The 25,495-nt window shown below is 71.5% G+C and carries 19 protein-coding genes; 7 read left to right on the top strand and 12 right to left on the bottom strand.

The window, feature by feature from the left end; all coding sequences use genetic code 11:
* Positions 1 to 27 precede the first annotated feature (27 nt).
* From OG698_RS23745 to OG698_RS23730, 4 genes are all read right to left on the bottom strand, one after another.
* Positions 28 to 780 (bottom strand): DUF4232 domain-containing protein, encoded by a 753-nt coding sequence (locus OG698_RS23745; protein ID WP_406105273.1) that lies wholly within the window; start codon positions 778 to 780, stop codon positions 28 to 30.
* A gap of 246 nt (positions 781 to 1,026) precedes the next feature.
* The gene (locus OG698_RS23740; protein ID WP_406105272.1) at positions 1,027 to 1,320 is read right to left on the bottom strand and encodes a hypothetical protein; all 294 of its coding nucleotides are present in this window, start codon (positions 1,318 to 1,320) and stop codon (positions 1,027 to 1,029) included.
* Positions 1,321 to 1,410: 90 nt separating this feature from the next.
* Entirely contained in the window at positions 1,411 to 2,736 is a 1,326-nt protein-coding gene (locus OG698_RS23735; protein ID WP_406105271.1) for a M18 family aminopeptidase, read from the bottom strand.
* Positions 2,737 to 2,880: 144 nt separating this feature from the next.
* Complete coding sequence (locus tag OG698_RS23730; RefSeq protein ID WP_329572046.1) at positions 2,881 to 4,707, bottom strand: acyl-CoA dehydrogenase; 1,827 nt, start codon at positions 4,705 to 4,707, stop codon at positions 2,881 to 2,883.
* A gap of 175 nt (positions 4,708 to 4,882) precedes the next feature.
* On the opposite strand from OG698_RS23730, the gene OG698_RS23725 reads away from it, so the two are divergent.
* The 3 genes from OG698_RS23725 (at position 4,883) to OG698_RS23715 (ending at position 7,615) form a co-directional block, all read left to right on the top strand.
* Complete coding sequence (locus OG698_RS23725; protein WP_100596474.1) at positions 4,883 to 5,350, top strand: SseB family protein; 468 nt, start codon at positions 4,883 to 4,885, stop codon at positions 5,348 to 5,350.
* A gap of 119 nt (positions 5,351 to 5,469) precedes the next feature.
* Positions 5,470 to 6,432: a pirin family protein gene (locus tag OG698_RS23720; protein ID WP_406105269.1), complete on the top strand. Its 963-nt coding sequence runs from the start codon at positions 5,470 to 5,472 to the stop codon at positions 6,430 to 6,432.
* Positions 6,433 to 6,508: 76 nt separating this feature from the next.
* Positions 6,509 to 7,615 (top strand): AI-2E family transporter, encoded by a 1,107-nt coding sequence (locus OG698_RS23715; RefSeq protein WP_406105268.1) that lies wholly within the window; start codon positions 6,509 to 6,511, stop codon positions 7,613 to 7,615.
* Here OG698_RS23715 and OG698_RS23710 read toward each other — a convergent pair.
* Complete coding sequence (locus OG698_RS23710; RefSeq protein ID WP_406105267.1) at positions 7,546 to 9,747, bottom strand: SpoIIE family protein phosphatase; 2,202 nt, start codon at positions 9,745 to 9,747, stop codon at positions 7,546 to 7,548. The two genes, OG698_RS23715 and OG698_RS23710, sit on opposite strands and share 70 nt — an antisense overlap.
* A gap of 132 nt (positions 9,748 to 9,879) precedes the next feature.
* On the opposite strand from OG698_RS23710, the gene aspS reads away from it, so the two are divergent.
* On the top strand, positions 9,880 to 11,649 hold the full coding sequence (aspS, locus tag OG698_RS23705; protein ID WP_100596470.1) for an aspartate--tRNA ligase: 1,770 nt from the start codon (positions 9,880 to 9,882) through the stop codon (positions 11,647 to 11,649).
* Positions 11,650 to 11,765: 116 nt separating this feature from the next.
* Entirely contained in the window at positions 11,766 to 12,704 is a 939-nt protein-coding gene (locus OG698_RS23700; RefSeq protein ID WP_406105265.1) for an intradiol ring-cleavage dioxygenase, read from the top strand.
* A 22-nt stretch (positions 12,705 to 12,726) separates the two neighbouring features.
* Here the strand turns inward: OG698_RS23700 and OG698_RS23695 are convergent, their stop codons facing one another.
* The 4 genes from OG698_RS23695 to OG698_RS23680 form a co-directional block, all read right to left on the bottom strand.
* Positions 12,727 to 13,179 (bottom strand): hypothetical protein, encoded by a 453-nt coding sequence (locus tag OG698_RS23695; RefSeq protein ID WP_100596468.1) that lies wholly within the window; start codon positions 13,177 to 13,179, stop codon positions 12,727 to 12,729.
* Positions 13,180 to 13,274: 95 nt separating this feature from the next.
* Entirely contained in the window at positions 13,275 to 14,987 is a 1,713-nt protein-coding gene (gene metG, locus OG698_RS23690) for a methionine--tRNA ligase (RefSeq protein WP_399969002.1), read from the bottom strand.
* A 155-nt stretch (positions 14,988 to 15,142) separates the two neighbouring features.
* Positions 15,143 to 16,156 (bottom strand): alcohol dehydrogenase AdhP, encoded by a 1,014-nt coding sequence (gene adhP / locus OG698_RS23685; protein ID WP_406105262.1) that lies wholly within the window; start codon positions 16,154 to 16,156, stop codon positions 15,143 to 15,145.
* A 126-nt stretch (positions 16,157 to 16,282) separates the two neighbouring features.
* Positions 16,283 to 18,160 carry a VWA domain-containing protein gene (locus tag OG698_RS23680; RefSeq protein ID WP_406105260.1) on the bottom strand — a complete coding sequence of 626 codons (1,878 nt, stop codon included), beginning with the start codon at positions 18,158 to 18,160 and terminating at the stop codon, positions 16,283 to 16,285.
* Positions 18,161 to 18,387: 227 nt separating this feature from the next.
* Between OG698_RS23680 and OG698_RS23675 the strand changes: the two genes are divergently transcribed.
* A complete protein-coding gene (locus OG698_RS23675) occupies positions 18,388 to 20,478 on the top strand; it encodes a PhoX family protein (protein WP_406105259.1) in 2,091 nt (696 codons plus the stop codon).
* A 16-nt stretch (positions 20,479 to 20,494) separates the two neighbouring features.
* Here OG698_RS23675 and OG698_RS23670 read toward each other — a convergent pair whose 3' ends face one another.
* Positions 20,495 to 21,436 (bottom strand): LysR family transcriptional regulator, encoded by a 942-nt coding sequence (locus OG698_RS23670; RefSeq protein WP_406105257.1) that lies wholly within the window; start codon positions 21,434 to 21,436, stop codon positions 20,495 to 20,497.
* A gap of 197 nt (positions 21,437 to 21,633) precedes the next feature.
* Between OG698_RS23670 and snpA the strand changes: the two genes are divergently transcribed.
* Positions 21,634 to 22,299: a snapalysin gene (gene snpA, locus OG698_RS23665; RefSeq protein ID WP_406105256.1), complete on the top strand. Its 666-nt coding sequence runs from the start codon at positions 21,634 to 21,636 to the stop codon at positions 22,297 to 22,299.
* A gap of 90 nt (positions 22,300 to 22,389) precedes the next feature.
* Here snpA and OG698_RS23660 read toward each other — a convergent pair whose 3' ends face one another.
* Positions 22,390 to 24,348 (bottom strand): FUSC family protein, encoded by a 1,959-nt coding sequence (locus tag OG698_RS23660; protein WP_406105255.1) that lies wholly within the window; start codon positions 24,346 to 24,348, stop codon positions 22,390 to 22,392.
* A gap of 31 nt (positions 24,349 to 24,379) precedes the next feature.
* On the bottom strand, positions 24,380 to 25,390 hold the full coding sequence (locus OG698_RS23655; RefSeq protein ID WP_406105254.1) for an endonuclease/exonuclease/phosphatase family protein: 1,011 nt from the start codon (positions 25,388 to 25,390) through the stop codon (positions 24,380 to 24,382).
* Between the last annotated feature and the right edge of the window lie 105 nt (positions 25,391 to 25,495).

The raw sequence follows: 25,495 nt of genomic DNA, 5'->3' as shown, positions 1-25,495 counted from the left end.
CTGACCTGGCGGGACAGGGGCGTCCGGTCAGCCGGCGTACGGGCGCCTGGTGTTCCAGGAGAGCACCTCGATGCCGTCGGCGCGCTTGCCGGCGTACTCCACCTCGCCCGGCGTGGCCAGCTTGACGGACTCGGCCGAGTCGTCGGAGTTGTTCCTGACCAGGGACAGGCGGATCGACTTGAAGTAGTCGTCCTCGGCCTTGGTCTCCTGGTAGACGTTGATCGCGGAGTAGACCGTGCCGCCGGGGCGCACGAGGATCGGCTGGGCGGGCTGCAGGTCGTCCTTGGCGAGCGGGGCGTCGCCGTTGGCCTCGCCCGGGGTCACGACCGGGTACTTCTGCACGGTGCAGGCCGTGGCGGAGCGGTTGACGGCCGTGATCAGCAGGTGGTCGCCCTGCTGCTCGGGGTTCTCGCGCTTGAGGGAGTAGTCGAGGTAGCCGACCTTGCACTCGGGGGCCTTCTTCGCCGCCGTGCCGCCGGTCGAGCCGGTGCCGCCGCTGGTGTTCTTGCCGGTGCCGGTGCCGGTGCCGGTCTGCTTCGCGCCCGCCGCGGAGGCGTCCGTGCCGCCGGAGGTCTTCGACGAGCCGGTGCCGGAGGAGTTGTCCGAGCCGCTGTTCTTGCCGGCGGAGCTGCCGGAGCCGGCCGAGTCGCCGGCCGTCCTGTCGGAAGACGCGGCGCCCGAGCCCTTGGCGCCGCTGTTGCAGGCGGTGAGGGACAGGCTCAGGGCCGCGAGGGCGGCGACGGCGAGGGCGGTGCGGGAACGGTTGCGGTGGGCGTTCATGGTGGGCTCCCCGTGCGACAACGTGCGGTCTGCTCTGCGTGGTCGGCACCATTGTGTTGGTGCTGACTTCAGATTCGGGGGTGGCTCTCTCGATCGGCTTGCGTGTCGCTGACGATCCGCCGACAGCCCTTCCAGGGCCTTCCGCGCGGCCGCCGCGCCGTCCTCGTAACCCTCCGCCTCCGCCGTCCGCAGGTCCTGTCCGAGCAGGTCGGCGGCCTCGTCGGCGCGTCCGAGCGCGACCAGTGCCTAGCCGCCCGCGGTCTGCAGCAGCACGCGCCGGGCGTCCTCGTCGGGCGACGTCATGTCCAGGGCCCGTACGGCGTGCGAGAGGGTCGCTTCGTGGGCGCCCATGTCGAGACAGTGCCGGGCCAGGTGGTGCAGCGCCGGCGCCTCCGTCGGCGGGTGCTGGGCCTGTACGGAGAGGGTGACGGCGAGGTTGACGCAGGCGATGGTCTCGCTGGTCACGTCGCCCGCGCGGGCCGCGAGTCCGGGTGCCTGTTCGAGGTGGACCGCGACGGTGCCGAGAATCCTGAACTCCACGCCCGGTGTCCTGCCTTGCCCCCCCGCACGGCAAAGGTCGAGTTTTACCGCCGGGGGTCTGCGGGCTCCGCGGCACCGCTGTCGGGGAGGTCAGCCCTCCAGGAACGCGACGAGCGCGTTGGCGAGGAGGAACGGGTCGTCGGCGGCGCACAGTTCGCGGACACTGTGCATGGAGAGGATGGCCACGCCGATGTCGACGGTCTTGATGCCGTGCCGGGCCGCCGTGATCGGGCCGATCGTGGTGCCGCAGGGCATCGCGTTGTTGGAGACGAACGACTGGAAGGGCACGCCGGCCTTCTCGCACGCGGCGGCGAACACGGCGCGGCCCGAACCGTCGGTGGCGTAGCGGTTGTTGACGTTGACCTTGAGGATGGGGCCGCCGCCGGCGCGCGGGTGGTGGGTGGGGTCGTGGCGCTCGGCGTAGTTGGGGTGCACGGCGTGGCCCGTGTCGGACGACAGGCACACCGTCCCGGCGAAGGCGCGGGCCTTGTCCTCGTACGATCCTCCGCGCGCGAACACCGAACGCTCCAGGACGCCGCCGAGCAGCGGGCCGTCGGCGCCGGTGTCGGACTGCGACCCGTTCTCCTCGTGGTCGAACGCGGCGAGGACCGGGATGCAGGGGAGGTCGTCCGAGGCCGATGCGGCGGCGAGTGCGGCCGTTCCGGCGTGCACGGACAGGAGGTTGTCCATGCGGGGTCCGGCGACGAGCTCCTTGTCGCGGCCGAGGTAGGCGGGCGCCTCGATGGGGTGCGTCATCAGGTCCCAGCCGGTGACATCGCCCTCGGCGAGCCCGTACTCCTCCTCCAGGAACCGGATCAGGCCGCCCTCGTGGACGTCGTCGCCGAGGCCCCAGATGGGCTGCATGTGCTTCTGCTTGTCGAGCTTGAGGCCGTCGGTGTGGACGGAGCGGTCCATGTGGATGGCGAGCTGCGGCACGCGCAGCAGCGCGCGGTCGATGTTCACGAGCCGCGTCGAGCCTCCCCCAGAGCCGAAAGCCTGGGAGGTGCCCCCACGCAGAGTGAGCCGGCCCGCGAGTCCGAGGTCCCGGTCGAGCCAGGAGTTGAGGAGCGGTCCGCCGTAGATCTCGACGGCGACCTGCCGCCAGCCCTGCGAGCCCATGTCGGGCAGCGGCTTGACGCGCAGGTTCGGCGAGTCGGTGTGCGCGCCGACGATGCGGAAGGGGGTGTGCGGCGCGGCGCCCTCGGGCACGTACCAGGCCACGATCGCGCCGCCGCGCGTCACGTACTTGCCGCCCGTGGTCCCGTCCCACGCGTCGGTCTCCGAGACCTGGCGGAATCCGGCCTTCTCCAGGCGCGCGGCGGCGTTCGCGACGGCGTGGTACGGCGAGGGGCTGGCCGCGAGGAAGGACATGAGGTCGTCGGTGTGACCGCGGTCGAAGCGGGAGGGGTTGCTCATGCGGGCCAGCCTAACGAGCCTTCGGCCCGGCGCGCGGGGGGTCCGCGTGGGTGCGGCCGGGGGGTTGGGCCGATCCCGATACGACGGCGCCGCCACCCGGAAGTGTCCGGGTGGCGGCGCCGATGACTACGGGCAGGCCGGAGGCTAGAACGCGGCCTCGTCCAGCTCCATCAGGTCGAGGTCGACCTTCTCGGAGAGGCGGCGCTCGAGGCCGACGCCGGGCAGGACGTTCGCGGCGAAGAACTTCGCGGCGGCGATCTTGCCCTGGTAGAAGGCCACATCCTTGGCGGAGGCGGTCTCCAGCTTCTCGGCGGCGACGGCCGCGCCGCGCAGCAGCAGGAAGCCGACGACCACGTCGCCGGAGGCGAGCAGCAGGCGGGTGGTGTTGAGGCCCACCTTGTAGATGTTCTTGGTGTCCTGCTCGGTGGCCGCGAGGTCGGTCAGCATGACGCCGACGATGGCCTCCAGCTCGACGGCCGCCTTGGCGAGCGCCTCGCGGGCCGGGGCGAGTGCCTCGCCGCCCGTGCCGACCGCGAGGAACTTCTTGATCTCCTCGGCGAGGCCGTTGAGCGCGGCGCCCTGGTTGCGGACGATCTTCCGGAAGAAGAAGTCCTGGCCCTGGATCGCGGTGGTGCCCTCGTAGAGGGTGTCGATCTTGGCGTCGCGGATGTACTGCTCGATCGGGTACTCCTGGAGGTAACCCGAGCCGCCGAACGTCTGGAGCGACTGCGCCAGCTGCTCGTAGGCCTTCTCCGAGCCGTAGCCCTTCACGATCGGCAGGAGGAGGTCGTTGAGGGCGTGGAGCTGCGACGCGTCCTCGCCCGCGGCCTCCTTGACCGCGATGTCGTCCTGGACGGCGGCGGTGTGCAGCACGAGCGCGCGCATGCCCTCCGCGTACGCCTTCTGCGTCATGAGCGAGCGGCGCACGTCCGGGTGGTGCGTGATGGTGACCTTGGGGGCCGTCTTGTCCATGAACTGGGCCAGGTCGGGGCCCTGGACGCGCTCCTTGGCGTACTCGAGCGCGTTCAGGTAGCCCGTCGACAGCGTGGAGATCGCCTTCGTGCCGACCATCATGCGGGCGAACTCGATGATGCGGAACATCTGGCGGATGCCGTCGTGCTTGTCGCCGATGAGCCAGCCCTTGGCGGGGTGCTGGTCGCCGAACGTCATCTCGCACGTGTTGGACGCCTTGAGGCCCATCTTGTGCTCGACGTTCGTCGCGTAGACGCCGTTGCGCTCGCCCAGCTCGCCGGTCTCCCAGTCGAAGTGGAACTTCGGGACCAGGAAGAGGGAGAGGCCCTTGGTGCCGGGGCCGTGGCCCTCGGGGCGCGCGAGCACGTAGTGGAGGATGTTCTCCGACATGTCGTGCTCACCGGACGTGATGAAGCGCTTCACGCCCTCGATGTGCCAGGAGCCGTCCTCCTGCTGGACGGCCTTGGTGCGGCCGGCGCCCACGTCCGAACCGGCGTCCGGCTCGGTCAGGACCATCGTCGAGCCCCACTGCTTCTCGACGGCGATCTCGGCGACCTTCTTCTGCGCCTCGTTGCCCTCCTCGAAGAGGATGCCGGCGAACGCCGGGCCGGAGGAGTACATCCAGATCGCGGGGTTGGAGCCGAGCAGCAGCTCCGCGTAGGCCCAGATCAGGGAGCGCGGCGAGGTGGTGCCGCCGATCTCCTCGGGCAGGCCGAGGCGCCAGTACTCGGAGTCCATGAAGGCCTGGTACGACTTCTTGAAGCTCGCCGGTACCGGAGCGGTGTTGGTCTCCGGGTCGAAGACCGGCGGGTTGCGGTCGGCGTCCGTGAAGGACTCGGCCAGCTCGTTCTCGGCGAGGCGGGAGACCTCGTCGAGGATGCTCTTGGCGGTGTCGACGTCCATCTCCGCGAACGGGCCGCTGCCGTACAGCTTGTCGCGCCCGAGTACCTCGAAGAGGTTGAACTCGATGTCGCGGAGATTCGACTTGTAGTGCCCCATGGCGACGGCTCCGTTTGGCTGGTAAGCGGGATCTTCGTAAACACGCACTACTCGCAAGTAGCAAGTGCCTACGATGATGCTACCCGTCGGTAATAAGACGCAACCCCTGATCCGCCAATGTGAGCAGGGTCTAACGGCGCCCGCGCCCCGGCCCCGCCTCGGTAGTCTGGCCCTCATGTACGGCTACGACCAGACCGCGGGACCCGGGCAGCAGTACGCGCCGCCGCAGCAGGGCATGCAGGGCGGGTACGGCCAGCAGGCGCCGCCGCTGTATCCGGAGCCGTCACCTCCGTCGCTGGCGGACGCGGTCCGCGCCTTCACCACGGGCTCGATGTCCGCCGAGGACTTCCAGCAGATCTTCGCGACGTCGAAGGTCTACTGCCCGCGCGGCGACAACCCCGGCTTCCTCGCGCTGCACAACACCCAGCAGCCGGTCATCCCGATGTTCACCTCCCTCAAGGAGCTGCGCAGGTACGCGGGCAAGGAGTCCAAGTACTTCGTGATCACCGGCGCCGAGGTGATCGACCTGCTCCCGACCGGGTACGGCTTCGTCCTCGACATGGAGGGCGAACACAGGATGGTCTTCGACGCCAAGGCGGTCGAGCAGATGGTCGACTTCGCGATGCGCCGCATGTACGGCTAGACGCCGCCGCACAAGCAGGCACCCAGGACGCCCGGAGGGAATTCCCTCCGGGCGTTCCGTGTTCCAGGTGGCAGAAAGTTCTACGTTCAACTAAACTCGGAGCACAAGGAGGTCCCGACATGCCTGCAGTGACCGTCGAAAACCCGCTGACCCTGCCCCGTGTGGCCGCGTCCGCCGACGCCGTGGCCCGCCCCGTGCTGGCCGTGACGACCGCGCCCAGCGGATTCGAGGGCGAGGGGTTCCCGGTGCGCCGAGCGTTCGCCGGGATCAACTACAAGTACCTCGACCCGTTCATCATGATGGACCAGATGGGTGAGGTGGAGTACGCGCCAGGAGAGCCCAAGGGCACGCCCTGGCACCCGCACCGCGGCTTCGAGACCGTCACCTACATCATCGACGGCACCTTCGTTCACCAGGACTCCAACGGTGGTGGCGGCACCATCACCAACGGCGACACCCAGTGGATGACGGCCGGCTCGGGCCTCCTGCACATCGAGGCGCCGCCGGAGGCGCTCGTCATGTCCGGCGGGCTCTTCCACGGCCTCCAGCTGTGGGTGAACCTCCCGGCCGCCGACAAGATGAAGGACCCCCGCTACCAGGACATCCGCGGTGGCCAGGTCAAGCTCCTCACCACCGCCGACGGCGGCGCCCTGCTGCGCGTCATCGCGGGTGAGCTCGACGGCCACGACGGCCCCGGCATCACACACACGCCGATCACGATGGTCCACGCGACCGTCCGCCCCGGCGCCGAGCTGACGCTGCCGTGGCGCGAGGAGTTCAACGGCCTCGCGTACGTCCTCGCCGGCCGCGGCACCGTCGGCGCCGACCGCAGGCCGATCCACATGGGCCAGACCGCCGTCTTCGGCGCGGGTTCCTCGCTGACCGTCCGCGCGGACGAGACGCAGGACTCCAACACCCCGGACCTCGAGGTCGTCCTCCTGGGCGGCCGCCCGATCCGGGAGCCGATGGCGCACTACGGTCCGTTCGTCATGAACACCCGCGACGAACTCCAGCAGGCGTTCGAGGACTTCCAGGCGGGCCGGCTCGGGGTCATCCCGGGAGAGCGGATCCCGCACACGTAAGCGGTATCTGATGGTCCGTCACTCGCGTGGCCCCGCCCGGAAGGCCGGGGCCACGCGCGCGTGATGCCCTGTGAGGGTGCACACAGGTACAGGTAAGCCGCTTCTTCCCGAACCAGCCCGCCGCACCGCCGCCTGGTGCGTGGTCGCCCTGCTCGTCACCGGGGTCGCGGCCGTCGGTGTCTGGCTGTGCATCGTCTTCAAGACGGCCGTCACGCCCCTGCTGCTCGCCCTGCTCGGCACGGCCCTGCTCGGGCCGGTGCACGGCTGGCTGATGCGCAGGAGGGTCAACCGGGCGCTCGCCGCCGCCCTCACCTGCGTCGCCCTCGTCGCCGTCGTCGGCGGCGCCGGCTACGTCGTCGTCAAGACCCTCATCGACACCGGCGACCAGATCGTCGACTCGGTGCGGGAGGCCGGCAGCTGGATCAAGAGCCACTTCGGGATCACCGTGGCCGACGACCTCGGATCCGCAGCCGGCAGTCTCAGGAAACTGCTGTCCAAGTGGGGCGCCAGCGCCGCGAGCGGGGTGATCGCCGGGCTCTCCGTCCTCGGCTCGCTCCTCGCGACCAGCGTGCTCGCCCTCCTGCTCACGTTCTTCTTCCTCAAGGACTCCGACCGGGCCGCGGGCCTCGCACACAGCCTCGCGCCCGGCCGCGTCGGGGAAACCCTGGAGGCAATGGGGCGGCGTGCCTTCCGGGCGGTCGAGGGCTTCATGCGCGGGACCACGCTGATCGCGCTCATCGACTCGATCTGCATCACCGTCGGCCTGCTCGTCCTGCGGGTGCCCGGCGCGGTCGGGCTCGGCTCCCTGGTCTTCGTCACCGCGTACATCCCTTACCTCGGGGCGACGATCTCCGGGGCGGTGGCCGTCCTGGTGGCACTCGCCGACCGGGGCTGGGTGACCGCCCTGTGGGCGCTCGGCGTCATCCTGGCCGTGCAGCAGCTGGAGGGCCACATCCTTCAGCCGATGATCCAGTCCCGCACCGTGCAGATGCATCCCGCGATGGTGATGCTGGCGATCACGGCGGGCGCCTCCGTCGCGGGCATTCTCGGGATGCTGCTCGCCGTGCCGGTGACGGCGGCCGCGTTCGGGGTGATCGGGGAGCTGCGCGAGCGCTACTCCGCAGGTGAGGGGCCGTCGGCGCCGTCGGGGGGTTCACGTGAAACGTCGGCCGAGGGCTCGTAGAGCTCGAACCAGATGCTCTTGCCCTCGCCCCTCGGGTCCACGCCCCAGCGGTCGGCGAGCAGCTCCATCAGGACGAGGCCACGCCCGGACGAGGCGAGCTCGCCGGGGTGGCGCCTGTGCGGCAGGTCGTCGCTGGCGTCGGCGACCTCGGCGCGCAGCCGCCGCACGGGCCCGCCGGTGACCTCCATGACCAGCAGGGCGTCGCCGTCCGTGTGGACGAGGACGTTGGTGAGCATCTCCGAGATCATCAGGACCGCCGAGTCGACCTGGTCCGCGTCGCTCCAGTCGTGCAGCAGCTCGCGCAGTTGCTGGCGGGCGGCGGCGACCCGCTCCGGCTCGGCCTGGGCGACGGTCATCGCGGTGCGGCGCACGGGCACGGACGCCTCGGGCAGGCCCGTCCTGGCGAGGAGGAGCACGGCTATGTCGTCCTCGCGCCGGTCGGCGAGCGGGCCCGTCGTGTAGTGCGAGGAGGGGCCGTGCACGGCCCGTACGAGCGCGTCGGCGAGGTCCTCCAGGCGGTCGGGGTCGATGGGCTGCTCCCCGTGCTCCTCGAGGATGCCGCGGATGCGCGCCCAGCCGGTGTCGAGGTCGTGGCCGCCCGTTTCGATGAGGCCGTCGGTGCAGATCAGCAGGGTGTCGCCGGGTTCGAGGGCGAGCCGGGTCGTGGGGTAGTCGGCGTCGGGGTCGACGCCGAGGGGCAGCCCGCCCGCGGTGGGCCGCACCAGGACCGTCCCGTCGGTCATGCGTATCGCGGGGTCGGGATGGCCCGCGCGGGCGATCTCCAGGATGCCCGTTCTCGGGTCGGCCTCCACGTACAGACAGGTCGCGAAGCGCGGGTCGCCCGCCTCCGAGCCCTTCTCGACGCCCTTGCCGGGGCCGCCCGTGGAGCCGTACGTGATGGAGTCGGTGACCCCGTACAGGAAGCGCGAGGCGCGGGAGAGGACGGCGTCCGGGCGGTGCCCCTCGGACGCGTACGCCCGCAGCGCGATCCGCAGCTGTCCCATCAGGCCCGCGGCCCGCACGTCGTGCCCCTGCACATCGCCGATGACGAGCGCGATGCGCCCGGTCGGCAGCGGGATCATGTCGTACCAGTCGCCGCCGACCTGGAGGCCGCCGCCGGTCGGGACATAGCGGGCGGCGACGCTCATCCCCGGGATGTCGGGGCCGAGCGCCGGCAGCATCGAGCGCTGGAGCCCGTCCGTCAGCTCCCGCTCCGACTCGGTGATCCCGGCGCGCGACAGGGCCTGTGCCAGCATCCGCGCCACCGTCGTCAGGACGGAGCGCTCGTCGGGTGTGAAGGACACCGGGTAGGTGAACGCCGCCATCCAGGTGCCGATGGTGCGGCCGGCGACGATGAGTGGCAGGAACGCCCAGGACTGCCGCTGGAAGCGCTGGGCCAGCGGCCAGGCGGCCTGGTAGCGCAGGCGGTACTGCTCGGGCGACGACAGGTAGACGGCGCGGCCGGTGCGCGCCACCTCGGCGGCCGCGTAGTCGGTGTCCAGGGGCATGTCCGTGAAGGGCGCCTCCTCACCCGGCTCGTGCCCGTGGTGCCCGATGACCGTGAGCCGGTCGCCGCCGACGCCGAAGACGGCGAGACCGTCCGGCGAGAACCCCGGCATGGAGAGCCCGGCCGCGACCCGCAGGACCTCCTCGGTGGACCCCGCCTCGGCGAGCGCCCGCCCGGCGTCCAGCAGGAACGCCTCACGGGAGCGCCGCCAGTCGCCGGTCACGGGGGTGAGCGCCGCGGACCCGGGCGTGGGCTCGCTGACCTCCTGGAGCGTGCCGATCAGCTCGAACGCGTGCGAGTCGCCGTGCACGATCGGCTTGGAACGGCTGCGTACGGTCCTGATGACCACGCCCTGACCGTCCATGATCCTCAGCCGGGCCTCGGCGAGGGTGCCCTCGGCGACGGCGAGCTGGACGACGCCGTCGATCTCGTTCCAGTCGACGGGGTGGAAGCGGGACCGTACGGCGGCCTCCGTCAGCGTCACCGGGCATTCGGGCAGGCCGAGCAGCCGGGCCGCCTCCGCGTCGAAGGTGACCAGCCCGGCCCGGTTGTCCCACCGCCACACACCGGTGTCGAGGGCGGCGAGAACGTCCCCCACGGGCGGCAGGGGGTCACCAGTGCGCATGGCCCCACTCTAAGAAGAGGTGATCGTGGACGGCCACCGAGGCTATTCGCAGAGCGATCATGGGGCGGCCGGTACCCTGGGGCTTCGGGCATGCCCGGCCAATCCCCAATCGCAAAGACTGGATGAACGACGATGCATCGGTACAGGTCCCACACCTGCGGCGAGCTCCGCGCCTCTGACGTCGGATCCGACGTCCGGCTGAGCGGCTGGCTGCACAATCGGCGCGACCTGGGCGGCATCCTCTTCATCGATCTGCGCGACCACTACGGGATCACGCAGCTCGTCGCCCGCCCCGGCACCGCCGCCGCCGAGGTCCTCGACAAGCTGACCAAGGAGACGGTCGTCCGCGTCGACGGCAAGGTCGTCTCGCGCGGCGCCGACAACGTCAACTCCGAGCTGCCCACGGGCGAGATCGAGATCGAGGCCACCGAGGTCGAGGTGCTCGGCGCGGCCCAGCAGATCCCGTTCACGATCAACGCGGACGACGGCGTGAACGAGGAGCGGCGCCTGGAGTACCGCTTCCTCGACCTGCGCCGCGAGCGCATGCACCGCAACATCATGCTGCGCTCGTCCGTCATCGCCTCCATCCGCTCCAAGATGGTGGCCCTCGGCTTCAACGAGATGGCGACGCCGATCCTCAGCGCCACCTCCCCGGAGGGCGCCCGCGACTTCGTCGTCCCCTCGCGCCTGAACCCGGGCAAGTTCTACGCGCTGCCGCAGGCCCCGCAGCAGTTCAAGCAGCTGCTGATGATCTCGGGCTTCGACCGCTACTTCCAGATCGCGCCCTGCTTCCGCGACGAGGACGCCCGCGCGGACCGTTCGCCGGGCGAGTTCTACCAGCTCGACGTGGAGATGTCCTTCGTCGAGCAGGAGGACGTCTTCCAGCCGATCGAGAAGCTCATGACCGAGCTCTTCGAGGAGTTCGGCGGCGGCCGCCACGTCACGTCCCCGTTCCCGCGGATCCCGTTCCGCGAGTCGATGCTCAAGTACGGCTCGGACAAGCCGGACCTGCGCGCCCAGCTCGAACTGGTCGACATCTCGGACGTGTTCGAGGGCTCGGAGTTCAAGGCGTTCGCCGGGAAGCACGTGCGCGCGCTGCCCGTCCCGGACACCGCGTCGCAGTCCCGCAAGTTCTTCGACGGCCTCGGTGACTACGCGGTCGAGCAGGGCGCGAAGGGCCTCGCCTGGGTCCGCGTCGCCGAGGACGGGTCCCTCACGGGCCCGATCGCGAAGTTCCTCACGGACGAGAACGTCAAGGTCCTCACCGAGCGCCTCGGCCTGAAGGCCGGCCACGCCGTCTTCTTCGGCGCGGGCGAGTTCGACGAGGTCTCCAAGATCATGGGCGCCGTCCGTGTCGAGGCCGCCAAGCGCGCCGGGCACTTCGAGGAGGGCGTCTTCCGCTTCTGCTGGATCGTCGACTTCCCGATGTACGAGAAGGACGAGGACACCGGGAAGATCGACTTCTCGCACAACCCGTTCTCCATGCCGCAGGGCGGGCTCGAGGCCCTGGAGACCAAGGACCCGCTGGACATCCTGGGCTGGCAGTACGACATCGTCTGCAACGGCGTGGAGCTGTCCTCCGGCGCGATCCGGAACCACGAGCCCGAGATCATGCTCAAGGCCTTCGAGATCGCGGGCTACGACCGTGACACCGTCGAGGAGCAGTTCGCGGGCATGCTCCGCGCGTTCCGCTTCGGCGCCCCGCCGCACGGCGGGATCGCCCCCGGCGTCGACCGCATCGTCATGCTCCTCGCCGACGAGCCGAACATCCGCGAGACCATCGCGTTCCCGCTCAACGGCAACGCGCAGGACCTGATGATGGGCGCGCCCACGGAGCTCGACGAGACGCGCCTGCGCGAGCTGAACATCCAGCTCCGCAAGCCGGTGGCCGAGAAGAAGTAACGCCCGCCAGTCTCGAAAAGGGGCCGGAACCGTTGATCGGTTCCGGCCCCTTCGCTGTGCGGACTCACAGCCCGTCCCCATGTCCCTGACAGGTGGCGGTCCTAGCTTCGCTTCCCATGACAGAGACTCAGGGACCAGCGCACAAACGTGACATGACTCGCAGGAAGGTCATCCTCGCGGGCGGAGCCGCCGTGGCGGCCGTCGGCGTCGGGGGCTCCATCGCAGCCAACGCGTTCGCCGGGGAGACGGACACCGCCGACAGGAAGTCCGAGGCGGAGTCCTGCTACCGGCTCACCTCGGAGACCACCGAGGGCCCGTACTACATCGACGCGGACAAGCTCCGCCGTGACATCACGGAGGACAAGGAGGGCATCCCGATGGTCCTCCGCCTCAAGGTGATCGACGCCGAGACCTGTAAGCCCCTGCGGAACGCGGCGGTCGACATCTGGCACTGCGACGCGCTCGGGATCTACTCCGGGTACGAGTCCCTCTCCACCGGTGGCGGTGGCACGCCCCCGAGCGGCGCCCCGAGCGGAGCCCCGACCGACCAGCCGTCCGGCACCCCGACGGGCGCCCCGCCCGGTGGCGGCGGTGGCGGCGGGCACGAGGAGCCCACCGACGACGAGCGTTATCTGCGGGGCACCTGGAAGACGGACAAGCACGGCAGTGTCGAGTTCAGGACGATCTTCCCCGGCTGGTACCGGGGCCGTGCCGTGCACATCCACACCAAGGTCCATGTGGACGGCAAGTGGACCGACGCCGGCTACGAGGGCGGCCACACCTGCCACACCGGCCAGTTCTTCTTCGAGGAGGCCGCGGTCATCGCCTCCGGGAAGGTCGCGCCGTACTCGACGAGCACGACCGAGCGCACGACGCTGACCGAGGACACGATCTACGACCAGAGCGGGACGTCGGGCGGCCTGCTGAAGCTGACGTACGGCAAGGGGCGCATCGCGAAGGGCGTCATCGGGTCGATCACGATGGCCGTGGCACCCGACGAGACGCACGACAGCACGGACACGCAGCCGGGCGCTTCCGCGTCGACGGCTTCCTGACGGGCGTCGCCGCGGGCTGCGCTCAGGTGTCGTACCGGCCGTCCCACGGTTCGCCGAAGCCGAGGCGGTCCGGGTAGAGCTCGGCCCAGCCGCCCTCGTCGTCGTCCTCGGCGATCAGGCCGAACAGCACGCGGTCGACCGCGAGCCGGAAGGGGCGGACGGCGATGTCGGCGTAGGTGCGCCCGGGCAGGGCTGCCAGGAGTTTGTCCAAGTGGGCGTGGGCCTGGGCGAGTTCGGCCCCCTCCGCCCAGGTTCCCGCACACCAGATCTCCGAGTCGCGGTACCGGCCCGAGGCGTCGAACGTGTGGAGCACCGCGTAGAGCCGCTTGTGCTCCTCCCAGCCGTCGTCGGGGCGGTAGCCCTCGGGGAAGGCGTAGGTGACCGTGGCCAGGAACTGGCCGTCCGCGTACCGGCCGATGGTGGCGGTGCGGTGGTCCGGCTCGTGGGCGATCGGGATGGTTGCGGGAACTGGCATGGCGAAACCCTAATCGCGGTCGTGAACATGCCAGTAACGGGGTACGGCAAAGGGGTGCGAGGACCAGCCCTCGCACCCCTTTCCCGCGGAATGTCTTACTCCGGAGCGCCGCCGAAGCGCTCGCGGTAGGACTCCAGGTCCTCCTCGGTGATCTTCGCGAAGAGCACCGGCGGGACCGTGAAGGCCGTGCCCGCGGGGACGGTGTCCAGGGCCGCGGCCTGCTCGGCGGTGACCCACGTGGCCGTGTCGTCGGCCAGCGCGAACGCGCCGCGCATCGCCTTCGACGAGGCCGGGATGAAGGGCTCGGACACGACCGCGTACAGGTGGATGAGGTTCATCGCCGTACGCAGCGTGAGGGCCGCGGCCTCCGGGTCGGTCTTGATCTCCAGCCAGGGGGCCTTCTCCTCCAGGTAGGAGTTGCCCGCGGACCACAGGGCGCGCAGCGCGGACGCGGCCTTGCGGAACTGGAGGGCCTCCATCTGAGCCTCGTACTCGGCGAGCAGCGCGGCGATCTCCGTGCCGAGCTTCGCCTCCGCCTCGCCGGCCTCCTTGCCCGCGGGCACGTCGTCACCGAAGCGCTTGCGGGAGAAGGACAGGACGCGGTTCACGAAGTTGCCGAGGGTGTCGGCGAGGTCCTTGTTCACCGTGGCCGCGAAGTGCTCCCACGTGAAGGAGGAGTCGTCGGACTCCGGCGCGTTGGCGATGAGGAAGTAGCGCCAGTAGTCGGCCGGCAGGATCTCCAGGGCGGCGTCCGTGAAGATGCCGCGCTTCTGCGACGTGGAGAACTTGCCGCCGTAGTACGTCAGCCAGTTGAAGGACTTGAGGTAGTCGACCTTCTTCCACGGCTCGCGCACGCCCATCTCCGTGGCGGGGAACATGACGCTGTGGAACGGGACGTTGTCCTTGGCCATGAACTGCGTGTACCGGACGTCGTCGGCCTCGTACCACCACGACTTCCAGTCGCGGTCCGCCGGGTTCTGGTCGGACCATTCCTTCGTCGAGCCGATGTACTCGATCGGGGCGTCGAACCAGACGTAGAAGACCTTGCCCTCGGCGGCCAGCTCCGGCCACGTGTCGGCCGGGACGGGGACGCCCCAGTCCAGGTCACGGGTGATCGCGCGGTCGTGCAGGCCCTCGGTCAGCCACTTGCGGGCGATGGAGGAGGCCAGCTGCGGCCACTCGCCCGCGGTCCGCGCGATCCACTCCTCGACCTCGACCTGCAGCTTCGACTGGAGCAGGAAGAGGTGCTTGGTCTCGCGGACCTCCAGGTCCGTGGAGCCGGAGATCGCCGAGCGCGGGTTGATCAGGTCCGTCGGGTCGAGGACGCGCGTGCAGTTCTCGCACTGGTCGCCGCGCGCCTTGTCGTAGCCGCAGTGCGGGCAGGTGCCCTCGACGTAGCGGTCCGGCAGGAAGCGGCCGTCGGCAGGCGAGTACACCTGGCGGATCGCGCGCTCCTCGATGAACCCGTTCTCGTTCAGCTTGCGCGCGAAGTGCTGCGTGAGCTCCGCGTTCTGCGCCGACGAGCTGCGGCCGAAGTGGTCGAAGGCCAGGCCGAAGCCGTCGTACACGGCCTTCTGCACGTCGTGCGCCTGTCCGCAGAACTCGGCGACCGGCAGGCCCTGCTCCTTCGCGGCCAGCTCGGCGGGCGTGCCGTGCTCGTCGGTGGCGCAGATGTACAGGACGTCGTGGCCGCGCTGGCGGAGGTACCGGGAGTACACGTCCGCCGGGAGCATGGACCCCACCATGTTGCCCAGGTGCTTGATTCCGTTGATGTACGGAAGGGCGCTGGTGATGAGGTGTCGAGCCATCGGGGGCTGCTCCCAAGTCGCTGCGTGCGGTGACGGTGTACGTCAGTCGAATCAAAGAATCGTATCCGACACGGCGGGGCCGCCCCTCCCGCCATTTAAGGGGTGGACGGCCCTGGGGGTGCGGCGCGCGTGCGGGCGCGGCGCGTGTGCGGTGTCTAGCGGAAGTCGAAGACCAGCCGGGCCGTGACCCGGCCCGCCAGGATGTCCTCGATCGCCTCGTTGACCTCCTTGAGTCTGCGCTGCTCGCGGATGACACGCGTGCGGCCGAGGCGGTGCAGCTGGAAGACCTCGGCGAGGTCCTGCCGGGTGCCGACGATCGAACCGATCACGCTCTTGCCGTCGAGCACGTGCTCGAAGACGGGCAGCTCCAGCGTGCCGCCGGCCGGCAGTGCGACCAGGACGAGCGTGCCGTGCCTGCGCAGCGAGCCGTACGCCGCCCGGAGCGACGAGTTCGATACGGCGAGCCCGATCGCGACATCGGCGCCGCCCAGCCCGCGCACCGCCTCGGCGACGTCCTGGCTGCGGGCGTCGATGACATGGTCGGCGCCCAGCTCGTGCGCGAGGCGCAGCTTGTCGTCGGTGACGTCCACGGCGACGGTCTCCGCGCCCGCGATCCGCGCGTACTGGAGCGCGAGGTGGCCGAGGCCGCCGATCCCGGAGATCAGCACGCGCTTGCCGGGGCCCGCGCCCGACACCTTCACTGCCTTGTACGTCGTCACTCCCGCGCAGGTCAGCGGGGCGGCGTCCAAGGGGTCGAGGCCGTCGGGGACCTTCACGACGTAGTCGCCGTGCGCGACCGCGTACTCCGAGAAGGAGCCGTCGACCGAGTAGCCGCTGTTGCGCTGCTTCAGGCAGAGCGTCTCCCAGCCGGACACACAGTGGTCGCAGTGGCCGCACGCCTCGCCCAACCAGGCGATGGCGACCCGGTCGCCGACGTTGATGTGGCCGACCCGCTCGCCCAGGTCCTCCACGATCCCGATGCCCTCGTGGCCCGGGACGAACGGCGGGCTCGGCTTGACCGGCCAGTCACCGGCGGCGGCGTGGATGTCCGTGTGGCACAGCCCGCTCGCCTCCATACGGACGAGGACCTGGTGCGCCGCCGGCCGCGGAATCACGCGGTGCTGGATCTCCAGGGGCCGGGTGAAGTCGGTGACTACGGCGGCCTTCATGGTGCGCGGTCCTTCCCTAGGTGCCGGAATTCATCCAGCTTCTCCCGATTCTGGGCGGACGGCGCGTGGGAACGGCCGCGCCCCCTGTCCCGCCGGGGCGGTTCAGGGGGCGCGGTGCGGTGCGGGTCAGGCCTGCTGCGACTCCAGCCACTGCGGCAGGTCCGCGAGCAGCCCCTCGTACAGCTCGGTGTCCGTGAGCTCGCGGGGGGTGGGGCCCGCGTGGAAGAACGCGGCGTTGGGGGCCTTCAGCTTGCGCAGGTAGTCGAAGCCCTTGGCGTCGTGCTCGCCGAACGCGACGAACGAGAAGAACAGCGGGTGCCGGGCCGCGTCCGCGAGGGCCTGGTTGGCCGGGCCCTTCGCGTCCGGGGCGCCGTCCGTCTGGAAGACGACCAGGGCGGGCGTCTGCGACTGCGACTTCTCGTGGTGGGCCACGACCTCTTCGATCGCGCGGTGGTAACTGGTGCGGCCCATGTGGCCGAGCGACGCGTGCAGCTCGTCCACGCGGCCCTCGTGCCCGTCGAGGGTGAGCTCGCCGGTGCCGTCGATGTCGGTGGAGAAGAAGACGACGTGCACGGTCGCCTCGGGGTCGGTGTGCGCGGCCAGGGCGAGCACCTGTTCACCGAGCGCCTGCGCGGAGCCGTCCTTGTAGTACTGCCGCATCGACCCGGACCGGTCGAGCACGAGATAGACGGTGGCCCGGACCCCCGCGAGGTCCTGCTTCTCGAGCGCGCTCCCGGCGGCCTTGTAGGCAGCGGCGAGCCCGGGGGCCCGCGACTTGACCCGGGTGAGGGGGAGGGCGGCAGCCTCCGGCTCGGGGTCGGCGACGGCAGCCTCCGACTCGGGCTCGACGACCGGCTCGGCGGCGGCAGCCTCCGGCTCGGGGTCGGCGACGGGCTCGGCGACAGTCTCCGGCTTGGGGTCGGCGACGGGCTGCTGCGCGGCTGCGGCGACCGGCTCGACGACAGCCTCGGCCTCGGCCTGCGGCTCCGGCTCGACGACGGCCTCGGCTTCCGGCTCGACCTCGGCCTGCGGCTCGGTCTCGACGTCGGCGCCGGGGGCCGCGTCCGCCTCGGCCTTCGGCTCGGCGGCCGGCTCTGAGACAGCCTCCGCGTCCGCCTCGATCTCGGTGACGGGCTCGGCGACGGTCTCCGGCTCGGCCTCGGCCTGCGGCTCGGTCTCGACGTCGGCCTCGGGGGCTGCGTCGGCCTCGGGGGCTGCGTCGGCCTCGGCCTCGGCCTCAGCCTCGGCCTTCGGCTCGGCGGCCGGCTGTGAGACAGCCTCCGCCTCTGCCTCTGCGACGGGCTCCGAGACAGCCTCGGCCTCCGCCTCGACCACGGGCTCCGCGCTGTCGGCGGCAGGTTCCGCTTCGGTCTCGACGACGGCCTCGGGCTCCGGCTCGACGACGGCCTCGGTCTCCGGCTCCGTCTCGGTGACGGGCTCGGCGACAGCCGCCGGCTCGGCCTCGGCTTCCGGCTTGTTCTCGGCGGCGGCCTCGGGGCTCGCGTCCGCCTCAGCCTTCACCTCTGCGTCGGCGACGGGCTCCGCGGCAGCCTCCGCTTCCGGCTCCGCCTCGGCGACGGGCGCAGCGGAAGGCTCCGTCTCCGCCGCCGGCTCCGCGCGCTCCGCGACACCCTCCGCGGGCTCCGCGACCGGTTCCGCTTCCGGGACACCCTCCGGCTCCGCCTCGGCGACAGCCTCCGCTTCCGCCTCGGTGACCGGCTCGGCGGCAGTCGAAGTCGCCTCCTCGTCCACCGGCGAAGACGGCTTGGGGACCTTTACGTTGTCGAAGGCCGCGGCCACCAGGTCGTCGGCCTCGCGCGTCGAGGGCGCGGGCGTCTGCTCGGTCGACTGTGCGGGCACCTTCGCCTTTGCCTCAGCGGACGGCGCGGTCTCGCCGGCCGGTGCCGGGACCGTCGCCTCGGGTGCGGCGGTCGCCGCCTCGTCACCCCGCGAGGACTTCCGCGGCCTTCCGAACGCGTTCCGCAGGAGATTCCGAATGCCCATGTGCGCAACCCTTCGCATGAGTTGGTTTCCGTAACCCCTGGCCAGGGCGGACACGTAAGGTTAGCCGCCACGCTCCGTGATCTTGGGCAGGGTCGCCCACCCGGGCGAAGGGCGTCCAACTGCCGCACGCCCGGCACAGGTTCACCCCTCGTTCATCCGCCGTCCCCCTCCTCGCTCGGCCACACCCCTAGCGTCACGCCGGAGTGACCGTAAAGGGGAGGAAAAGAGTGCGTAAAACGCTGCCGCTTCTCGGCTCGCACAACGGGGGCCGTGCCGCGCTGACCTGCCGGTTCCGTTGTGGGGACGCCTGTTTTCAGGAGGTGCCCAACACCAGTTCCAACGAGTACGTCGGTGACGTCATCGCCGGTGCGCTGAGCCGCCGTTCGATGTTGCGCACGGCCGCGGTCGTGACCGTGGCCGCCGCGACGGCCGGCACGGTCGTGGGATCGGGCGCCCCGCAGGCCGCCGCCGCCACGCCGTCGGGGGCGGCAACAGGCGTAGCGCACAAGGGCGAGAAGGGGGCGCGTGGACTGCGGTTCACGCCCGTCGCGCCGAACACGGCGGACCGCGTCACCGTCCCCGAGGGCCACGCCCAGAACGTCGTCATCAGCTGGGGCCAGCCCATCCTGCGCGGAGCGCCCGCCTTCGACCCGGACAAGCAGTCCGCAAAGGCCCAGGCAGGACAGTTCGGTTACAACAACGACTTTCTGAGCCTTCTCCCCCTGCGCGGTGAGCACGGTCGTCAGGTCCTGGTCGCGAACCACGAGTACACGGACGAGATCCTGATGTTCAAGGGGTACGACCCCGAGAACCCGACGCGCGAGCAGGTGGAGACCGCCTGGGCGGCGCACGGCCTGTCAGTCGTCGTCGTGGAGGAGTCCCGGCGCAGCGGCAAGCTGTCCGCCGTCACGCGCCACCAGCTCAACCGCCGCCTCACCGCCACCAGCGAGTTCCGCCTCTCGGGCCCGGTCGCGGGCAGCGCGCTCGTGCGGACGAAGGCGGACCCCCGCGGCCGTACCGTTCTCGGCACGCTCAACAACTGCTCGGGCGGCACCACCCCGTGGGGCACGACGCTGCACGGCGAGGAGAACTTCAATCAGTACTTCGGAAACGCCGCGAAGGTGACGGACCCGGCGACGGCCGCCCGCCTCAAGCGCTACGGCGTGACCGGCGAGGCCTCCGAGCGCAAGTGGGAGCGGTTCGACGACCGCTTCGACCTGGCCAAGGAGCCGAACGAGGCGAACCGCTTCGGCTGGGTCGTCGAACTCGACCCGTACGACCCGGAGTCGACCCCCCGCAAGCGCACCGCGCTCGGCCGCTTCAAGCACGAGGCCGCGCAGCCGCGCCTGACCGACGACGGCCGCCCGGTCGTCTACATGGGCGACGACGAGAAGTTCGACTACTTCTACAAGTTCGTGAGCAGCAAGCGCGTCGCCAAGGGCGGCTCGCGCGCCGCGCACGAGCACAACCTGACGCTCCTCGACGAGGGCACCCTCTACGTCGCCCGGCTGACCGGCGACTCCCCGGCCGCCGAGATCGACGGCACGGGCAAGCTGCCCGCGGACGGCGAGTTCGACGGCGGCGGCGAGTGGCTTCCGCTCGCCACGGCGGGCCCGCACGGCGCGGTCTCGCACGTCGACGGCATGACGGCGGAGGAGGTCTACCTCTTCACGCGGTTCGCCGGTGACAAGGTGGGCGCCACGAAGATGGACCGCCCCGAGGACATCGAGCCGTCCCCGCACTCCGGCAAGGTGTACGTCGCGCTGACGAACAACTCGGACCGCGGCAAGGCCGGCAAGGCGCCCGCCGACGAGGCGAACCCGCGCAACCTCAACAAGCACGGGCAGATCCTGGAGCTGACCGAGCACCGGGGCCGCGCCGACGCGAAGACCTTCGGCTGGTCGCTGTTCCTCGTCGCGGGCGACCCGAACGACCCGGCGACGTACTTCGCCGGCTTCCCGAAGGACCGGGTCAGCCCGATCTCCTGCCCGGACAACGTGGCGTTCGACCCGCACGGCAACCTGTGGATCTCCACGGACGGCAACGCGCTCGGCACGCACGACGGCCTGTTCGGTGTCGCGACGCGCGGCGAGCGGCGCGGTGAGCTCAAGCAGTTCCTGACGATGCCGAACGGCGCCGAGACCTGCGGTCCGCTGGTCCAGGACCGCCGGGTCCTCGTCTCGGTGCAGCACCCCGGCGAGGTCGACGGCGCGTCCGTCGAGAAGCCGGCGAGCGCGTGGCCCGACGGGCCGGGGAAGATCGTCCGTCCGTCGGTGGTCTCCGTGTGGCGCGAGGACGGCTGCGACATCGGCGTCTGATCCGCCAGGGGCCGGCTCAGGCCGTTGCCGCGTCCGGCAGGCGCTCGCGATACGCGGGTGCCTGCCGGGCCACTTCCCGGTAGGCGTCCTCCAGGTCCTCGTAGACCGCGTCGAGTTCGTCCTCCGTGCGGGCGGCGAGCACGAGGCGTACGCCGATGGGGTCGCCGTCGAGGGGTCTTATGGCCATGTCGGTGCGGGCCCGTGAGGTCGGCTGGCACAGGGTGACGACCTCGCCCGAGGCGACCAGGGACGCCGCCGTGAGGTAGTCGCCGTGCAGGATCGGGGGGTTGAGCCCGGCGGCACGAAGCACCCGCAGGAGCCCGTGCCATTCGCCGTCCACGGTGGGGTCGACCATCCACCGGTCGTTCGCGAGGTCGGCGAGGCGGACGACGGGGCGGCGCGCGGCCGGGTGGTCGGCGGCCAGGGACACGTACTGCGGCTCGCGTTCGACGAGTACGCGGCAGCGTAGACCCGGCGGGACGCGCAGCGGGCTGCCCTCGACCTCGTGCACGAACGCCACGTCGAGCCGGCCGTCACTGACGAGCCGGAGCAGGGTGTTCGCCGAGACGTCCATACGGAGCGCGGGCTCGCCGCCGGACGGGTGCTCGCGCTGCCGCAGCCGCCGCAGCCAGCCCGGTATGGCCCGGCTCGCCGTGGAGCCGATCCGCAGATGGGGGCCGCCGGCGGCGAGCGCGCCGGCCGCCCTGGTCTCCGTGACGAGAGCGCGCATGCCGTCGACGAGGGGGCGGGCGCGGTTCAGGACGACGCGGCCCAGGGGGGTTGCGCGACACCCGGTGCGCTCCCGGGCGAAGAGCGCGCCGCCGAGCGTGTCCTCGATGCGCCTGAGCTGGGTGGACAGCGACGGCTGGGTCATGCCGAGCAGACGGGCCGCCTTGTGCAGGCTCCCGGTGTCGTCGATGGCGCACAGCGCGCGCAGGTGCCTCACCTCGAGCTCCATGAACATCGAGCGTAGGGCGGTCACGGACGTCGCACCAGACGTCCAAATGCGAACCGAAACGGGCGAGTTGGGCGGGTGATAGCCCCGTCCTATCGCCAATTGCCATCATCCCCAGGGGTCCCGGGCGCCTCCACACTCTCCCTCGTACCGAACCGTTCACGTAACCCCCACTCACGGAACGAGGAGGAGCCCCCCACATGAAGCTCTCCCTGCGCTACGCCTCGGTCGCGGCCGGCATGGCCCTGGCCGCCGGCGCGCTCGCCACCGCGGCCCCCGCGTCCGCCGCCCCGGCCCCGGTCGGCGCCGGCTACACCCACTACGCGGGTTCGGCCGAGGAGGCCGCCGCCAACAAGGCGTTCTTCCAGGCCGTCCTGAAGTCGGTCGCGGAAAAGCGCGCCGCGAACCCGAGCGCCGCGTCGGTCACCGTCACGTACGACGCGTCGGGCGCCCCGTCCTTCGCGCAGCAGATAGCCAACAGCACGTCGATATGGAACTCCTCCGTGTCGAACGTGAAGCTCCAGGCGTCCTCGGGCGGCGGCGACTTCTCCTACCGCGAGGGCAACGACCCGCGCGGCTCGTACGCGTCGACGGACGGGCACGGCAGCGGCTACGTCTTCCTGGACTACGCGCAGAACCAGGAGTACGACTCCACCCGTGTCACCGCGCACGAGACCGGTCACGTCCTCGGGCTCCCCGACCACTACGAGGGGCCGTGCAGCGAGCTGATGTCGGGCGGCGGCCCGGGCCCGTCCTGCACGAACCCGAACCCGGACGCGAACGAGAGGGCCCGCGTCGACCAGCTGTGGGCCAACGGCTTCGCCAAGGCCATGAAGTCGCTGAAGCAGTCCGCCAAGACCGGCTGACCGTCACCGGCTGAACGAACTGGAGCCACCCCCCACACCGATGCGGGCCGTCCCCTCCCCGGGGCGGCCCGCATCCGCGTCCTGCCGTTCTCAGTGCGGTGAGGCGATGGAGCGGGCGGCGGCGACCTCCTGGCGTACGGGTTCCAGCACTCCGTCGCGGTCCGCCTCGCTGAAGTCGGCACGCACCCCCTCCAGGACGTCGGAGGCGCGCAACCCCTGTGCCAGCTCCCGCAGTTGCCCCGCGGCCTGCGCCACCTCGGCGGGCTCCGGTACCGGTGCCCCCTGCTTGACCCGGACCCGCGCCGCGGTCGTGGCGTCCACGATGCGTTCCACGGCGACGACGAGCGGCCACCAGGCGGCGGCGCGGCGGCCGGTGGGCGGCGGTTCGGTCAGCGCGCGCTGGAACTCGGAGCGGATGACGGACAGGTCGCGGTAGAGCCGGCGGCGCATCCGCGCGCGGGCGGCCGGGACGTCCGGGTCCGCGGACGGCCCGAACGCGCGCTCCACGTACGTCGCGGTGTCCGCGACGGCGTCGGCGAGCCGGTCGCCGATGCGGGTGTGCCAGCTCTCGGGCCACAGCAGATATCCGGCGACCAGCGCGATGGCGCAGCCCATGAGGCTGTCCAGGAGCCGCGGCAGGACGAGCCCGATGCCCTGGTGGTTGAGGGTGTCGGACAGCAGCAGGATGGCCGGCGTGATGGCGGCGGTCTGATAGCCGTAGCCGCGCGGGGTGAGCGCCGGGATGAGCGCGGCGAGGGCCATCAGCACGGGCACGTCCCACCACCCGCGGGGCACCTCGGCGAGGACCACCGTGGCGAGTACGAGCCCGACCGCCGTGCCGAGCGCGCGCAGGACGGCCCGCGAGAACACCGAGCCGAAGTCGGGCTTGAGGACGAACGTGATGGTCAGCGCCACCCAGTAGGAGCGCGGGACCGGCACCGTCGAGACGAGGACCTGGGCGATGCCGATGCACACGGCCAGGCGCAGCCCGTAGCGCCAGGAGGCGCCGGACAGCACGACGTTGCGCGCGGCGCGGACGGCGCGCACGCGCAGGACGGCGGGCCGGCCGAGGCGGTCGGCGTCGAGGGCGCGGTGGGGGTCCGTGTTCTTGCTGGTGACGAGGTCGGCGGCGTGCCGCACCGCGTGGTCGACGGCGCGGGCGGCGGGTCCTTCGGGTGCGGGCAGGTCGAGGGGCCCCACGTCGGTGCTGCCGGTGTCGACCGCGTCGGCGAGGCGGCGTACGGCGTCGGGGACGGCGGCGGGGAGCGGCACCCCGTGCTGGTGGGCGGCGGGCGCGGACTCGACGATCGGGGTGAGCGCGTTCAACAGGGCGAGCAGGCGCACCAGTTCGGGGTTGCGGCCGTGGGCGAGGGCGCGCCGGGCGAGGACGAGGTCGTAGGCCTGGTTGAGGGACTGGGTGACGGAGTAGCGGGTCTCGACGTAGTTCTCGGGGTCGGCCGCCGATGCGAGCATGTTCGCGACGGAGCGGTACGTGGCGGCGACGGCCGCGCGTTCCGGCACCCCGGACCGTATCGGCCAGGCGAGCAGCGCGAGCGCGAGGACGAGGAGTCCGCCGCCCGTCATCAGGATCGGCGCGAGCCACCACTCGCCCGGCAGGGGCAGCCCGGCGCCGATCACGCAGTTGAGCAGGAGCAGCAGCCCGGACACCGAGGCGACCGCGCCGATCGTCGAGATCATCCCGGAGACCAGCGCCACGCCCGTGACGGTGGCGACGGCGACCCAGCCGTGCCCGAACACGAGCGCACCGACCGTCACGCCGACCGCGCCGAAGAGCTGCGGCACCGCGATGTTGAGGATCCGCATCCGGTAGGCGTCGGCGGTGTCGCCGATGACGCCGGACAGGGCGCCCATGGAGGCGAGCGCCCCGTACGCGGGCTGCCCGGCGGCGAGCCCGATCGCGAGCGGCAGCGACAGCGCGAGGCCGGCGCGCGCGACGGCGGCCCAGGGGATCGGCGCGGGGTGCGGACGCAGGGTCCTGACCAGCCAGTCGGGCGGTGCGAGATGGCGGGCCGGGGACTCTGGGCGCATGCCGTCCATTGAACGCTACGGGCCCCGGCGCTCAGGACGTTGCCGGTCGATGCATCGTCAGGTCGACCAGGAGGGCGCGGTGGTCGGTGTCGGCCAGCTCGACGAATCGGGCGGAGTGCGCGGAGAAGTCCTCGCTCACGAGGACGTGGTCGATCTGGGTGCCGAGCGGTGGGCGGACACGCGAGGGCCAGCTCGGGGCGCGGGACTTCCCGGCGAGGCGGGCGCTGTCGTGCAGGCCCGCGTCGAGGATGCGGCGGAACGCGGCGTGGTCCTGCGTGGCGTTGAAGTCCCCGGCCAGGATGGTCGGCTGCGAGCGGCCCGCGGCGGCGAAGTCGCGCAGCTCGCCCAGCTCGGAGCGCCACAGGCCGACCTGCCGGGGCAACGGCGGCATCGGGTGCGCGAGCTGGAGCCGCACGGCGTGGCCCTTCACATCGGCGACTGCGCCTGGCATGCCCATGCTCCCCGGGACGCCCGCGGCGGCCTTGAGCGGATACCGGCTCAGAATGACCGACCCCTCCGAGCCTCCCGCCTCCACGGCCTGCCGGTACGGGAAGTCGGCGCGCGGCAGCTCACGGCGCAGGGTGTCCTGGCACCCGTAATCGCACTCCTCGACGAACACCAGGCCGGGCCGCTCGCGGCGCACCGCGTCCACAAGCGACTCGGTGCCGCGCCCGAACTGGACGTTCGATGAGAGGACCCGCACATCGGCGACCGGCGGCCCGCTCGCGTCGACGTCCTTGCCGTACGGCTCGATGTACCAGGCGAGGGCGCCGAGCGCCGCGATGCCCCACACCATGCCGGTACGCCAGCGCGCGAGTGCAGTGAGCAGCAGCGCGGCGCCCGTCGGCGCGAGGAGCCAGGGCAGGAACGCCAGGAGCTGCGGGACGGGGGTGACCCCGTCCACGTCCGCGATCCGGCAGCCCACGACCGCGCTGACGCCGGCGAGGAGCAGGCCCGCGGTCCAGGCGGCCAGGGTGCGGCCCGGCCTGCGGTCCCGGTCGTCGTAGGGGAGGACCGGCGGTGGGCCGGGCGCTTGCGTCACATGCTCCAAGGCCCGGGCCCGCCTTCCGCTCGCTCCGGGCACCCTCCGGCGCCGGATGCCGGAATCCTCCCTCAAAGACGGGGAGGCGCGGGGAACGGTTGCCCG

Source organism: Streptomyces sp. NBC_01003, assembly GCF_045162695.1.
GTDB lineage: Bacteria > Actinomycetota > Actinomycetes > Streptomycetales > Streptomycetaceae > Streptomyces.
Note: the sequence above shows the minus strand (reverse complement) of the source record. Positions and strands in the feature narration are given on the sequence as shown.